Annotated in this window: 12 protein-coding genes; 6 read left to right on the forward strand and 6 right to left on the reverse strand. The window is 54.1% G+C overall.

From position 1 onward, the window contains the following. Positions 1 to 18 precede the first annotated feature (18 nt). From ACR0CW_RS21880 to ACR0CW_RS21890, 3 genes are all read left to right on the forward strand, one after another. Positions 19 to 957, forward strand: coding sequence for a LysR family transcriptional regulator (locus tag ACR0CW_RS21880; protein WP_480744979.1), 939 nt, complete (start codon positions 19 to 21; stop codon positions 955 to 957). Between the two features lie 183 nt (positions 958 to 1,140). Continuing rightward, on the forward strand, positions 1,141 to 2,289 hold the full coding sequence (argE, locus tag ACR0CW_RS21885) for an acetylornithine deacetylase (RefSeq protein ID WP_480789418.1): 1,149 nt from the start codon (positions 1,141 to 1,143) through the stop codon (positions 2,287 to 2,289). Beyond that, positions 2,290 to 2,556 carry a CBU_0592 family membrane protein gene (locus tag ACR0CW_RS21890; RefSeq protein ID WP_155139334.1) on the forward strand — a complete coding sequence of 89 codons (267 nt, stop codon included), beginning with the start codon at positions 2,290 to 2,292 and terminating at the stop codon, positions 2,554 to 2,556. Positions 2,557 to 2,573: 17 nt separating this feature from the next. Here the strand turns inward: ACR0CW_RS21890 and ACR0CW_RS21895 are convergent, their stop codons facing one another. Together ACR0CW_RS21895 and ACR0CW_RS21900 are read right to left on the reverse strand one after the other, a co-directional pair. After that, on the reverse strand, positions 2,574 to 2,936 hold the full coding sequence (locus ACR0CW_RS21895) for a cupin domain-containing protein (protein WP_480789419.1): 363 nt from the start codon (positions 2,934 to 2,936) through the stop codon (positions 2,574 to 2,576). Then, on the reverse strand, positions 2,933 to 4,996 hold the full coding sequence (locus ACR0CW_RS21900) for an oxidoreductase (protein ID WP_480789420.1): 2,064 nt from the start codon (positions 4,994 to 4,996) through the stop codon (positions 2,933 to 2,935). The genes ACR0CW_RS21895 and ACR0CW_RS21900 overlap by 4 nt, the downstream gene beginning before the upstream one ends. Before the next feature lie 139 nt (positions 4,997 to 5,135). On the opposite strand from ACR0CW_RS21900, the gene ACR0CW_RS21905 reads away from it, so the two are divergent. Further along, positions 5,136 to 6,197 carry a helix-turn-helix transcriptional regulator gene (locus ACR0CW_RS21905; protein ID WP_480789421.1) on the forward strand — a complete coding sequence of 354 codons (1,062 nt, stop codon included), beginning with the start codon at positions 5,136 to 5,138 and terminating at the stop codon, positions 6,195 to 6,197. Positions 6,198 to 6,251: 54 nt separating this feature from the next. Here the strand turns inward: ACR0CW_RS21905 and ACR0CW_RS21910 are convergent, their stop codons facing one another. From ACR0CW_RS21910 to ACR0CW_RS21925, 4 genes are read right to left on the reverse strand one after another with little or no spacing between them, the layout of a single operon-like run. Beyond that, positions 6,252 to 7,289 carry an extracellular solute-binding protein gene (locus tag ACR0CW_RS21910; protein WP_170337202.1) on the reverse strand — a complete coding sequence of 346 codons (1,038 nt, stop codon included), beginning with the start codon at positions 7,287 to 7,289 and terminating at the stop codon, positions 6,252 to 6,254. Positions 7,290 to 7,310: 21 nt separating this feature from the next. Then, positions 7,311 to 8,120, reverse strand: coding sequence for an ABC transporter permease (locus tag ACR0CW_RS21915; RefSeq protein ID WP_480789422.1), 810 nt, complete (start codon positions 8,118 to 8,120; stop codon positions 7,311 to 7,313). Between the two features lie 3 nt (positions 8,121 to 8,123). After that, positions 8,124 to 9,053 carry an ABC transporter permease gene (locus ACR0CW_RS21920; RefSeq protein ID WP_480789423.1) on the reverse strand — a complete coding sequence of 310 codons (930 nt, stop codon included), beginning with the start codon at positions 9,051 to 9,053 and terminating at the stop codon, positions 8,124 to 8,126. Further along, the gene (locus ACR0CW_RS21925) at positions 9,053 to 10,162 is read right to left on the reverse strand and encodes an ABC transporter ATP-binding protein (RefSeq protein WP_480744995.1); all 1,110 of its coding nucleotides are present in this window, start codon (positions 10,160 to 10,162) and stop codon (positions 9,053 to 9,055) included. Before ACR0CW_RS21925 ends, ACR0CW_RS21920 begins: the two co-directional genes overlap by 1 nt. A 293-nt stretch (positions 10,163 to 10,455) precedes the next feature. Between ACR0CW_RS21925 and ACR0CW_RS21930 the strand changes: the two genes are divergently transcribed. After that, a complete protein-coding gene (locus tag ACR0CW_RS21930) occupies positions 10,456 to 11,859 on the forward strand; it encodes an aspartate ammonia-lyase (protein ID WP_480789424.1) in 1,404 nt (467 codons plus the stop codon). Then, entirely contained in the window at positions 11,856 to 12,467 is a 612-nt protein-coding gene (locus ACR0CW_RS21935) for a glutathione S-transferase family protein (protein WP_480789425.1), read from the forward strand. Before ACR0CW_RS21930 ends, ACR0CW_RS21935 begins: the two co-directional genes overlap by 4 nt. Positions 12,468 to 12,561 lie beyond the last annotated feature (94 nt).

Raw genomic sequence — 12,561 nt, forward strand, 5'->3', positions numbered from 1 at the left:
AACTTCAGGGATACGGCCTTGCCTTTCAGATACACTCTGCGCCAACTTGAATATTTCGTGGCTGTGGGAAAGGCTGGCAGCATCTCGGCCGCAAGCGAAGTCCTCAATGTTTCGTCGCCGTCGATTTCGGCGGCGATAAACCAATTGGAGGCCGAATTTGGTCTGGATCTGTTTGTTCGCGAACACGCCCGGGGCCTGTCGCTGACCAAAGCCGGTCACAAATTCCTAGAAAGAACCGAGTTTGTGCTGCGCGAAGTGGAGCTTCTGTCGACACTCGCCGGTGATATAACCGGCAAAGTTCAGGGCATCCTGTCAGTCGGCTGTCTGGTTACCTTTGCACAGATCGTCCTACCCGGGCTTCGTCGTGGTTTTGAAGAACTGTATCCCGATGTTCGTATCGAACAGCGCGAGCTCAATCAGGCGGATATCTTCAGTCAACTGCGCCGCGCAGAGCTTGATATCGCACTGACTTACGATCTTGATATTCCCGCAGATCTCAAATTTCTGCCATTGCTTGATCTGCCACCTTACGTCGTCTTGTATGAAGGGCACCCGTTCGCGCAGCGAGAAACGCTTTCCATAAGTGATCTGAAAGACTCGCCAATGGTGCTCTTGGATCTGCCCTATAGCAGCGACTATTTCCTGTCTTTCTTCCGTCAGGCGGATATCAAACCCAATGTGGCCGAACGCACCAGCGATATGTCGGTCATGCGCAGTCTGGTCGCAAACGGATATGGGTTCTCAATTGCCAACGTCCGACCGCTGAACAACTTGTCCCCGGATGGAAAAAAGCTGATTTTCGTACCATTGACCGGCGATCTGAGGCCAATGAAATTCGGGTTGCTCAAGGCACGGATCGAAAATGAAACCAACACCATGGCAGCATTCATAGACCATTGCAAAACCACGGTCGAAGCAGGAAATTTACCCTTTCTGCAAACCACTTCTGCCAGTTGATCAGCACGCATTGCAGTTCGATTTTTCCTAATCAGTAGTTTGGGTAATCCAGTTTTATGAATCTGACAGAGGCTTTAGACTGGAAACCCAGAATTGTGCCAAAGCACTCTGTATTAAATTACTCTGTTTGCCCCGAAGCGGATGGAGAAGAGCAACAATTAGGTTCAAACTGGCCTCAATCACATGACGACAACTTTAGATCTGCTCGACAAGCTAATAGCGTTTGACACTGTCAGTAAAAACTCGAACCTCGAGCTGGCCGCTTTTGTCGAGGACTATCTCGAACAACGTGGTTTTGCCGTGCATCGTATAACCGATCCATCCGGCGACAAGACAGGTCTCTATGCAGAAAAAGGGCCCGATGGCGATGGGGTTCTGCTTTCAGCCCATACAGACGTTGTGCCGGTCGAAGGGCAAAGCTGGACCAAAGATCCCTTCCGCCTAACGCGAGAAGGTAATCGTGTCTACGGGCGTGGGACTACGGACATGAAGGGCTACGTCGCCTCGGTCTTGTCTCTGGCTGATCGGGCAAAAGCGTCAAATCTGCGAGAACCGCTCAAGATTGTTCTGTCGTATGACGAGGAGGTTGGCTGCGTCGGTATTCAGCAAATGCTGGAACGCCTGGCTCCGATGCTTGGACAACCGCGCGCCTGTTTCGTGGGTGAACCGACCGAGATGCAGGTCGCGATAGGTCATAAAGGCAAGGCTGCGTTGCGGGCGATATGTCATGGCCAGAACGGCCATTCCGCACTGGCCCCCAACTTTGTGAACGCACTGCATTTGGCGACAGATTTTGTGTCCGAACTGCGCAGCTTGCAAAAGGCGTTTGAGACAAACAGCAACACCGATCCGGCCTATTCAGTGCCCTACACCACATTACATGTTGGAATGCTGTCAGGCGGCAAAGCGCTTAATATCGTTCCCGACAGGGCCGAGTTGACCTTTGAGTACCGGCATCTGGCTTCTGATCGCGGAAAAGACATACTCGACCAGATCCAGGCAGCGGCCGAGCGGGTAAGTGCATCCTACCGTCCCCGCTTTGCCGAGGCCCGTGTCGAGGTCGAGCAGTACAATGCATATCCAGGGCTGGAGGTTGCGGAAACCGAGGCTGTTATTGCCTATGCCCAAAAGCTCGCGCAAAGCAACGCTACGACCAAAGTCGCCTTCGGAACCGAGGCCGGTTTCTTCAGCGAATTGGGTATTCCAACCATTGTTTGCGGCCCGGGCTCGATGGAGGGTCAGGGGCACAAACCAGATGAGTATCTCGAGCTTGCACAATTGACCGCCTGTGACGCGATGATGGATCGCATTCTCGAAGATCTGAGCCTGTAGATGACTTTGGAAATGTTGCAGGATTTTGTACTGGCCGATGGGATAGGCTTGATAGGTTCAATCATCATCGTATGCGCCTATTATCTGGCAACTCGCGGCATACTGCCCGCTGACAAGGTGCTGTTTAACGCCTGCAATATCGTGGGTGGCGCCTTGGTGATGGTGTCCTTGATCTATCGCCCGAACCTGGGTGCGATCGTGATCGAAGTGATGTTTCTACTGATCGCCGTATTGGCAATCTGGCGGAATGTGCGCAGCGCGAACTGATCCGCGCTGCAACCCCTTTAAGCCGCAATCATATAGAACTTGCGCAAAGTCTGCGTGATTTCCCAGGTGCAGGGCGTGCCCTTGGGAATGAAAAAAGTATCTCCGGAGGTAAAGGTCTGCTCTGCCCCGTCAGAACTGGTCAATGTGACCGAACCTGATATCACAGTCATCATTTCATCTACCGGATAGGCTTCGATTTCCTCCCGGCAGGGTGCGCATTCCCACACACCGACTGAAATCTTCTCATCCTTACTCTCGAAAAAGCTGCTGATGGTTTCGGACTTGTCCGCTGAAGTAAAATCGCCTTCAGCCACAAGTGCAGATGGACCAAAGCCGGTTTCAGGGTGGCCCTCTGCCAGCAGTCGAATTGGGGTAGTCATGATGTCTTCCTTTCGTATGCCAAAGGCATCGGCAGATAGGCTGAGGCCCTCAAACTCTCCGAATTATCCAGTTCCCGGGCCCAACGGTGACCTGCGTGAACGGCAGCGGCGATAATCGAAGGGGCTTCGCAATCACCGATCCGACTGACCGATTTGATGCCCGCTTCGGCCCAGTCGGCCTCACGCTCCAACAGATCCTGATACAGTTCATCATTGGGTGTTTTTGACGTCAATACAACCGCCGTTCCCATTGGCAGTTCCAACCCCTGACCACCATGAACGCAGGCGAATTCGATGCGGTCTTCATGCACATTCTTGAGCGTTTTCAGACGTACGATGCGTACGCCCAGCTCCATCAGTCGGGCGATGACTTTGTGTTGTTCCATCGTCAGTGCCAGATAGGGAGCCACCTCAGCAGCCGGGATTACATAGCTGACCTCGTGCCCATCCTTGACCAGCTTTTCGGCGAGCACATTGCCCAGATAGGCGCCGTCCTCGTCATAGATGACCACCGGACCTTTGACTTCGGCCCCGTCCAGAATGTCGTCCGGGGTCAGCACGTTCACCTCGTCACCCCTCAACACTGGGGTCACGTTGAACCGGCCTACACCATCCCTGCGCCATGTGGCGCCGGTGGCGATCACGACATGCTCCAGCCCAAACTCCATGATGTCACCAGCTGCAAGCGGTGAATCCGTGTAGAGGTTTACGTTGCCAAGTTGCTGCAGCGCATAAAGACGGTAATCCGCAACCCTGATCCACTCTGACAGGCCCGGCAGACCTGCCTCGCGTTTGACACGGCCACCCAGTTCCTCTCGCGCATCGGCTACGGTTACTTCGTATCCACGCTTGGAAAGGATATTGGCGCATTCCAAGCCTGCCGGCCCGCCGCCCACGATTAGGATCGTATCGTCCGAACCTTTCGCCGGTACCTTCTCGGGATGCCAACCACGCCGATATTCGTCCATTATGGTCGGGTTCTGGGTGCAGCGCATTGGCGCATAAGACATCTCGCCCGACGCGCAGATATTGCAGCCAATACATTCGCGGATGTCGTCAACCCGGCCCTGATCAATCTTGGTTGGGATAAACGGATCGGCGATCGACGGGCGCGCCGCGCCAACCAGATCCAGTACCCCGCGCCGCACCTGGCTGAGCATCGTGTCGGGCGAGGTAAAGCGACCCACGCTGACAACCGGCTTGTCGACCACACCTTTAACAAAGGCAATCTGCTGTTCCTGAAACCCTTCTTTCGAGAACCGTGAAGTCTGGCTGTCTTCTGGCCAGTCGGAAATGTTCACATCCCAGAGATCGGGGATATCCTTCAGCATCTCGATCAGTTCCTGGCCCTGCATCAGGTCACCATCGATTTCGTTTACTCCGAACCTGAAGGCAACCGCACAGCTATCGCCAATGGCGTCCTTCATCCCCTCAAGTACTTCACGCAGCAGTCGCGCCCGATTTTCCAAACTACCCCCATATTCATCGGTGCGGGTATTGTAGCTAGGCTGCAGGAACTGACTGAAGATCGACAAACCGTGGCCGGCATAGGCGTAGACGATATCGAAACCAGCCTTCTGCGCCCGAACGGCAGCGGCAATATGCTGTTCGCGTACGGTTCTGATGTCCTGCTTGTCCATCATCTTTGATTGAAATGGCTCGACCGATTCCAGGGTCAGGCGTGATGTAGGCCCCAGCGGCGGCGTACGCGAGGCCCGATTGCCCGCCGCCAAACCGACATGGCCCAGCTCGACCCCTGCCAATGCACCATGGCGGTGCACCGCTTCGGGCATGCGTGAAATGCGCTTGATGTCAGCGTCGTTCCAAAGGTGCAGTGAAGGAAAGGGCCAGAACTCGGTGGTGTTCCCGATCTCGGCAATCTCAGTACACACGACACCCCAACCACCTTCAGCCTTCATCTCACGCATGCGCGTATTGGCATCCGGTGCGTTGTCTGATGTGCCGGAGCAATGCGGGACCTGATAGAACCGGTTCTTTGTCGTGACCGGGCCTATTTTGACCGGTTCAAACAATATGTCGTAGCGCGGATCTCTGGACATGGCTGGCCTCCCTGGCTTGCAGCAGCACAGCCCTGGACCCTGCTTGGTCATTTGTCGGGCTGGCAATATGATTGCCTGAAATCTAAAGAAAACCTGCAGGGAGCCTAGTGTCCCTAAAGGGACATATCCAAAGTTGAAGATGGCACGAACAATATCGGATCTACCTGCAACAACACCCCTGCCCGAGCTTTCTCGAGCCATAGAAAGCTGCGGTGCAGAGCCATTTCAGGCAGCATTATGTGAGGCGATTGCAAAGTTCCTTGGGGCCGAGAAACGCGGTGTGCTGCAATATTCTCGCCACGCGTTGCCGCACTATCTTGTTCGAAATCATGTGCCCGAGGAAGAGATCGACTATTACCTAGCGGGTGCCTATCGCTTTGATCCGTTCTTTCATCATTGGCGCGAACTCGACGTGAATGGTGTTCTGAGCCTTGCCGAGTTGAATATGTCTGAGGGTCAGTTCGGTGAGAGCGCGCGAGACTATGTTCTGCGCTTTCAACCCAAGACCGGCATGGCTGATGAAATCGCTGTGCTCTGCCCCAAGATTGGCGGTGCAGTAGACAACTATTTCTTTCTCAGAGGATCACCATTCACTGAAGACGAGTTGCGTACGCTGCGCGCCCTGCACCCGACCATCCTGGCACTGCATGATCTGAACCAACGGCTGATCTTGGGCGCGCTGGCAGAAGGAAACTCACACTATACTGGTTTTCCCGAAGCAGATGCTTTCGCAATTGATGACAGCCATGGCAGACAGTGTTTTGCCAGCGCAAGCTGGCGCAAGCTAGCCGGACAAACGTCTGCCTTGTCAGACGCCGTTGCTCAGGCGCGTGAAGGGAGACCGGGGCAACCGCTGATCGTTGGGAACGCCCATGTCATCTCGGAAAAACTCGTGGCCGAATTCCCGCCTGCACCCAACGGGCGCATCACGTTTATTATAGAGCGCCCTCTGGCATCGTCTTCTCTGGTGTTGTCCGAAGTTGTCGATAGCCTGTTTGCCGACCAACTGACGCAAAGGGAGGTTTCGATCTGTTATCTAGCTCTCCGAGGATTTCCCTCTACCTCAATTGCTGAACAGCTGGGCATAGCGGTTGGTACAGTAAAAAATCATCGTAAGAGCATTTACCGCAAGCTCGACATCACCACCGAGCGTGAGCTTTTTCTGCTGCTTCTGAACCACGTCGGAGCGCGGTCGGAGTGAAAAACCGGGCAGCGAGGCTGCCCGGTTCAGGAGTGCTGAACGCACGGGGAGTATTTACTTTTTCAGGTTGGTCCAGATCTGGTCATAAACCGCCTGAACTTCTTCCGAACAGACCTCGATGAACACGCCGGGCCCGACATTGTCATGCGGGTTCTTTTCGGGTTGCGACGCTAGATTTGGATCAAGAAAATCGGACACGCCCTTCACACCTGCATTGTACTGGGCAAAGTTGGTCACGGCGGCGATGTTTTCCGGCTCCAGCAGGAAGTCCATGAATTTCAGGGCATTTTCGCGGTTCGGGGCATCTTTCAGCAGAACAACGTTGTCCATCCAGGCGACATATCCCTGGGTCGGGAAGGCATATTCGACATTGGCGCCTTCTTCGCGGGCCTTGGCCGAGAAACCATCATAGATCTGGCCTACGGCCGCATCACCCGACACAAGAACTTCTTTCGCTGTGTCCGAGTTGAATGAGGTCCAATGCTGTTTGGCATCCTGCAGCAAAGCATTCAGCGCCTTGAGCTGTTCGCGATCGCTGGAACATTGCGGAATACCCAGATGCAGCGATGCCATCACCATGATCTCGCCCTGCGCATCCAGCATGTTGATACGGCCCTGCAGCTCTTCCGGAGGGTTGAACAGGATATCCGTGGTCTGAATATCACCGGAATAGACGTCACGGTTTACGGCAAAGCTGGTAGAGCCCCACTGGTACGGGATCGAGTGTTTGCGGCCTGGATCAAAGCTGGGATCAGCCCATTCAGGCTCAATATTGCCTTTGTTCTTCAACTCACCGTCTTCGATCGTGTCCAGCATTCCTTCGTTGGCCATGATCGACACCATGTAGTCTCCGGGTACCGAAAGGTCATAGGTTCCGATGCCACCCGCCTTGAGTGACGCCAGCATCGACTCGTTCGAGTCGAACGTGTCCATTGTCACTTCGATACCGGTCTCCTCGGTGAACTTGTCCAGCACCTCCTGCGGCATGTATTCGAACCAGTGATACAGAACCAGTTCGCCTTCGGCTGCGGCGGCATTAGCACCAACTGTCAAAGCAAATGCCGCGACGCTGGTTTTCATGAAGGATTTCATTGTTCTCTCCATCTGTTGGTTTTATTTGGTGTTGTCAGTTTTGCTGACGAAGTAGCTGATCGTGACCATGATGATGGACACGCCCAGCAGCATGGTCGAAATCGCCATGATATTGGGTTTGATCCCCTGTTTGACCGAGCCAAAGATCGCCGTGGGCAGGGTTTCGACACCGGCACCTTTCACGAAGTTGGTGATGATGAAATCATCCAAACTCACAATGAAAGCGAGCAGGAACCCCGAGATGATGCCGGGCATCATCAGCGGCAGCAGAATCTTGGTGAACGCCTGCCGTTTGGTGGCGTACAAATCCTGTGCCGCCTGTTCGTAACTGTCTTCGATCCCCTGCATCCGGGCCGAAATCGGCAGATAGGCAAACGGGATGCAAAAGGCGATGTGGGCCAACAAGATCGTCATGATCCCACGATCAAACCCGATCGAGTTAAAGAAGATCAGTGTGGCGACGGCGGTTACGATTTCCGGAACCATCAGTGGAAGGCTGATCAGGCCAAATGACACAGTGCGCAGCTTGAACCTACCACCGCGGACCATACCGGTCGCTGCCAGTGTTGCGATCGTGGTGGATACCGTGGCCGCCACGATTGCGATGATGAAGCTGTTTTTGGCAGCCTGCTTGAACTTGTCGCTTTCAGGACCGGTGAAGACATCCGCATACCAACGCAGCGACAGCCCTTCCCAGTTCGTCAGAGACTGCGATGAGTTGAAACTGTAGATCGTTACAACGACAAGTGGTGCGTAGAGAACGATCAGGCAAAGCAGCGTGATGGCTTTGAAACCGCGATAGGATTTGATGTCGAAAGTTGAATTCGTCATGGCTTAACCCTCCGCCTTTTCAGCTTTAGCCTGTTGCCGGGCGAAGAGCATCAGCAGGACCAGAACCATTGTCAGCAGGATCATTGAAGCGGCGGCTCCGAACGGCCAGTTGCCCGCGTTGCCTTTGAACTGCTCTTCGATCAGCGATCCGATCATGAAGTTCTTGGCGCCACCCAACAGGTCAGGTGCCAGGAACGAACCCATTGAAGGAACGAACACCAGAATACAGCCCGCGATGACGCCCGGTTTGACGGCAGGTAGCAGGATACGCCGCAGGGTGGTCCATTTCGATGCATAAAGATCTGCAGCTGCCTCGGACAAAGCAAAGTTGTAGCGCTCGACCGCTGCATAGATCGGCAGAACCATGAAGGGCAGATAGGAATAGAACAAGCCAAGCTGCACGGCGAAATTCGTGTTGACGATATGCAGCGGGCTATCGATCAGGCCAATACTGATCAAGAAGTCATTAAGTGGCCCCTGATCCCGCAACAGGAACTTCATCGAAACCGTCCGGATCAGCAGGTTCACCCAGTAGGGAATAGTGATCAGGAACACCCAGATCGGGCGCATGTTTTCCGATCGTGTGGCGATGAAATACGCAGTTGGAAATCCGATCACAAGGCTCAGAAGTGTTGCCGCACCCGCCTGCCAGATAGACCGCCAGAAGATGGTGATATAGGTCCATTCGATCTTGGGAGGTTCGTCTCCGAACAGACCACGATCGAAGAAGAACTGGTCATAGGCCGCAAGGCTGAATTCCCAGATCACACCGCCCCTGAACTCTTTGGTCAGGAACGAATAGATCAGCATCATCACGACCGGAGCCAGAACCAGTATGCTCAGCGTGACCCAGGCGGGTAACAACAGCCAGGTCCGGGCCTCTTTGTAAGTGTCGGTGGTGGCGCTGCCACCGCTTGCTGCACCTGCTGCCATCAGTCCAACAAGAGGCGCGCAGCCCCCAGCTCCATGTTGACGAACATTTCGGTGCCCGGTTCAAAGATGCGTTTGTTGCCACGGTCAGAGTTCGAGGTACGGACCACGAAATCGGGGCCGTCCTGCAAATCCACGATCGTGGTGATGTCCGTGCCAACAAAGATGTTGTCCTTGACGCGCCCCTTCAGGCTTTCGCTTTCGACCGGCTGATCAGACATGTACAGACGCTCGGGTCGGATCGACATGTGTACCTTCGAGCCGACACCGACACCGTCCACCTGATCGCAGGTCAACTCGTGCCCACCACCCAGATGGCAGGTTGCGCGGCCATTCTCGATACCGTCAACCGATACCTCCAGAAGGTTTGTTTCACCGATGAAATCGGCCACGAACATATTGCGTGGACGTTCATAGATATCTGTCGGCGCGCCCAACTGCTGCAACTCACCAGCGGACATGACCGCGATACGGTCGGACATGGTCAGGGCTTCTTCCTGATCATGGGTAACGAAAATAAAGGTGATCCCGGTTTCGCGCTGCAAGTGCTTTAGTTCCAGTTGCATCGCCTTACGCAACTTGAGATCCAGTGCTGACAACGGCTCATCCAGCAACAGAACCTTGGGTTTCGGCGCTAGTGCGCGGGCCAATGCGACACGTTGCTGCTGACCACCCGACAACTGGCTAGGTTTACGAGCTGAAAACTGGCTTAGCTGAACCAGTTCCAGCATTTCCCCTGCTCGTGTTCTGGCATCGGATTTCGAACTTCCACGCATCTCAAGACCAAAGGCCACGTTGTCCAGAATCGTCATGTGCGGGAACAAGGCGTAGTTCTGGAAAACTGTATTCACCGGGCGCTTGTTCGGTGGAAGGTTTTCGATTTCGTCACCAAACAGAAAGATCGCCCCTTCGGTCACATCCTCAAACCCGGCAATCATCCTAAGCAATGTGGTCTTGCCACAGCCCGATGGCCCCAAAAGGGTGAAAAACTCGTTGTCCATGATTGACAGAGAGATTGTCTTGAGCGCTGTGAAGTCGCCATAGCGTTTTACCGCATCCCGCACGTCAATCGCGATTTGTTCCTTGCTAGACAAGTGCGCCTCCCTCAGCATCGCGAAGTTTCAACCGGTTATATCGCGCTGGAGAGGCCCTCTGAATTACTGAGTTCCTCACTAAACATTAGGTTTAGCCTAATCATTTAGCTAACAAATTGTTGTAAAACGATTTTTCAGAATATCGCGCCATCGGACCAACACGATTCAATGATTTATTTGTGAACCGTAGCACCTGGTCTCTGTTTGGGTTCGTTCTGTCCTAATCAGTACAAAGGAAAGACCGACTTTAGATCGCCCTGCCCCTCTAGTAAGCCTCATCCGAAAGTCATCTTTGACCAGAGGCTGGACCAATGCCCCAGTACCGAACCGAAACGGACTCAATTGGCGACATAGACCTACCCTTCAATTGCCTGTTCGGTATTCAGACCGAGCGGGCCCGCCGAAATTTTCCAATAACGGGCGTCCCGCTGTCGCAATTTCCAAATCTTGTCATCTCGCTGGCGATGGTCAAAAGCGCTGCGGCACAAGCAAATGGGGAACTGGGCGGGATAACCAGTGCCAAAGCCCGCGCCATCGTCAATGTTTGCGATGAAATCATCGAGGGACAGCATCACGAGCATTTTGTCGTGGACATGATTCAGGGCGGTGCCGGAACCTCGACCAACATGAACGCGAATGAGGTTATTGCGAATCTTGCTCTCAAGAAACTGGGCCACCCGCCCGGAACCTATTTTCAGCTACATCCCAATGACGACGTGAATCACGGCCAGTCGACAAACGATGTCTATCCGACCGCTGTCCGATTGGCCGTTCTCTTTCAGGTGGGACCGCTCTGTTCGGCACTATCGGGTCTTCAGGCCGCCTTTGAAGAACGCGCTCAGGCATTCGCGAACATCGCCAAAGTTGGTCGCACGCAATTGCAGGATGCCGTGCCGATGACGCTGGGTGCCGAGTTCAGAGCTTTTGCTGTCACTGTCGGAGAAGACTTAGATCGCATCAAAGAAATCGGGCGCCTTTTGAAAGAAGTGAATCTGGGCGGCACGGCCATTGGTACCAAGGTCAATTCCGAAGCGGGTTATGACGCACGCGCAATCTCTCATCTGGCAAGGATTTCGGGTTTCGATCTCAGGCAGGCCAGCGATCTTATCGAAGCCTCATCGGATCTGGGCGGTTTCGTCACGTTTTCGGGAATCCTGAAGCGGGTGGCCGTAAAACTGTCCAAAATCTGCAACGACTTGCGCCTACTGTCTTCTGGTCCGCGCGCAGGCCTGGGCGAATTTACTCTTCCTGCAGTACAGGCAGGATCTTCGATTATGCCGGGAAAGGTGAACCCGGTAATACCGGAGGTGGTCAATCAGGTTTGTTATCAGGTGATTGGCAATGATCTGACCGTCACAATGGCAGCTGAGGCAGGGCAGTTGCAACTGAACGCGATGGAGCCGGTGGTGACCTACAACCTGCTCAATTCGCTTACGATTCTGACCAACAGCATAAATGTCCTAACGGAAAAATGCGTACTGGGGATCAAGGCGGATGCTGATCGCTGTGCGGCACTGCTCGACAACAGTCTGATCCTGGCGACTGCTCTGGCACCATATCTCGGATATGACGCTGCCGCGCGCCTTGCCAAACAAGCTTTGGAGACCGGCAAATCAATCCGTGACGTAACTGTCGAAAGCGGGCTGGTACCTGAGGAAAAACTGGATAGCATCCTGTCAGCATCAACCATGGTCAATCAGGAAACCTTTTCATGAACCGATTGTACTTTTCCCCGGCCTCTCCCTTTGCGCGCAAAGTCAGGGTGGCGATACTTGAAAAAGGTGTCGAAGACCTTGTTGAAGAGGTCGAAGTTACAACCTCTCCGATCGACACCAACGCCGAGCTTGCCGCGCATAACCCGCTGGGTAAATTGCCATGCTTGCAACGCCCCGATGGCCGTGTGGTCTATGACAGCCGCGCAATTCTGCGCTTTGTCGACAGCCTGAAAGCGAACACTTCGCTTTACGCCAAGGATGATACCGAATTTGACCGGCTGACCATCGAAAGCCTTGCCGAAGGCGTCATAGAAGCGGCACTGCTTTGCGTCTACGAGCGGCGTATCCGCCCAGAGGATCAGGTATCAAAAGCCTGGATCGATGGGCAGGCGGATAAGATCAACCGTTCTCTCGACTGGTTTGAGACACATGTATCAGACGAACTGGAGCCACAGTTTGATGCAGCATGTATCGGTCTGGCCTGCGCGTTGGGCTATCTCGATTTTCGCAAGCCTATCGGGGACTGGCGCCCCGAACGCCCGCAGCTAACAGCTTGGTATGAAAAGGTATCCAAGCGACTCTCTCTGGCACACACAGTGCCAAGTTAACCAAAGGAGCAAGCGCAGAAATGAAGGTACTCGTGCCTGTCAAACGCGTGATTGACTATAATGTGAAGGTTCGCGTGAAAGCGGACGGTAGCGG

The organism is Ruegeria sp. CH6, from assembly GCF_056537005.1.

What these genes read in the sequence shown, in the direction of transcription:
- ACR0CW_RS21925 (WP_480744995.1), bottom strand. Translation starts at nt 10,162, where the DNA reads ATGCTGAGGGAGGCGCACTTGTCTAGCAAGGAACAAATCGCGATTGAC.
- ACR0CW_RS21900 (WP_480789420.1), bottom strand. Translation starts at nt 4,996, where the DNA reads ATGTCCAGAGATCCGCGCTACGACATATTGTTTGAACCGGTCAAAATA.
- ACR0CW_RS21935 (WP_480789425.1), top strand. Translation starts at nt 11,856, where the DNA reads ATGAACCGATTGTACTTTTCCCCGGCCTCTCCCTTTGCGCGCAAAGTC.
- ACR0CW_RS21930 (WP_480789424.1), top strand. Translation starts at nt 10,456, where the DNA reads ATGCCCCAGTACCGAACCGAAACGGACTCAATTGGCGACATAGACCTA.
- ACR0CW_RS21895 (WP_480789419.1), bottom strand. Translation starts at nt 2,936, where the DNA reads ATGACTACCCCAATTCGACTGCTGGCAGAGGGCCACCCTGAAACCGGC.
- argE (WP_480789418.1), top strand. Translation starts at nt 1,141, where the DNA reads ATGACGACAACTTTAGATCTGCTCGACAAGCTAATAGCGTTTGACACT.
- ACR0CW_RS21915 (WP_480789422.1), bottom strand. Translation starts at nt 8,120, where the DNA reads ATGACGAATTCAACTTTCGACATCAAATCCTATCGCGGTTTCAAAGCC.
- ACR0CW_RS21910 (WP_170337202.1), bottom strand. Translation starts at nt 7,289, where the DNA reads ATGAAATCCTTCATGAAAACCAGCGTCGCGGCATTTGCTTTGACAGTT.
- ACR0CW_RS21890 (WP_155139334.1), top strand. Translation starts at nt 2,290, where the DNA reads ATGACTTTGGAAATGTTGCAGGATTTTGTACTGGCCGATGGGATAGGC.
- ACR0CW_RS21920 (WP_480789423.1), bottom strand. Translation starts at nt 9,053, where the DNA reads ATGGCAGCAGGTGCAGCAAGCGGTGGCAGCGCCACCACCGACACTTAC.
- ACR0CW_RS21905 (WP_480789421.1), top strand. Translation starts at nt 5,136, where the DNA reads ATGGCACGAACAATATCGGATCTACCTGCAACAACACCCCTGCCCGAG.